1 protein-coding gene is annotated in these 654 nt (G+C 35.2%); it reads left to right on the plus strand.

What is annotated here, in order from left to right:
• Positions 1 to 302 precede the first annotated feature (302 nt).
• The coding region (locus tag ACTHUM_RS17165; protein WP_440403577.1) for a CdiA family toxin C-terminal domain-containing protein at positions 303 to 654 on the plus strand (352 nt) is incomplete at its 3' end.

The raw sequence follows: 654 nt of genomic DNA on the forward strand, positions 1-654 counted from the left end.
CTTTTGGGCATAACGCATACAAACAGACCTGACAAGTCTGCAATAAGAAAATAGAGAAAACCAAAGGCCGTCTGAAAATCTGATTTTCAGACGGCCTTTTATATTGGGAGCGTTTATATCCAGGAGTTAATCCTAGATTCATTCCAATACCAAGAGGGTTTGTAAAACAAAATACACCTATTACTAATGTCAAATACCCGGAAGGCATCAGTTTCGATACAAACCTAAAAAGACATCTGGCAAATGCTGATGGTTTTAGTCAAAAACAGGGCATTAAAGGAGCCCATAACCGCACCAATTTTATGGCAGAACTAAATTCACGAGGAGGACGCGTAAAATCTGAAACCCAAACTGATATTGAAGGCATTACCCGAATTAAATATGAGATTCCTACACTAGACAGGACAGGTAAACCTGATGGTGGATTTAAGGAAATTTCAAGTATAAAAACTGTTTATGATCCTAAAAAATTTTCTGATGATAAAATACTTCAAATGGCTCAAAAAGCTGCTTCACAAGGATATTCAAAAGCCTCTAAAATTGCTCAAAATGAAAGAACTAAATCAATATCGGAAAGAAAAAATGTCATTCAATTCTCAGAAACCTTTGACGGAATCAAATTTAGATCATATTTTGATGTAAATACAGGAAGAA

It is taken from the genome of Neisseria sp. P0021.S006 (genome assembly GCF_051956895.1).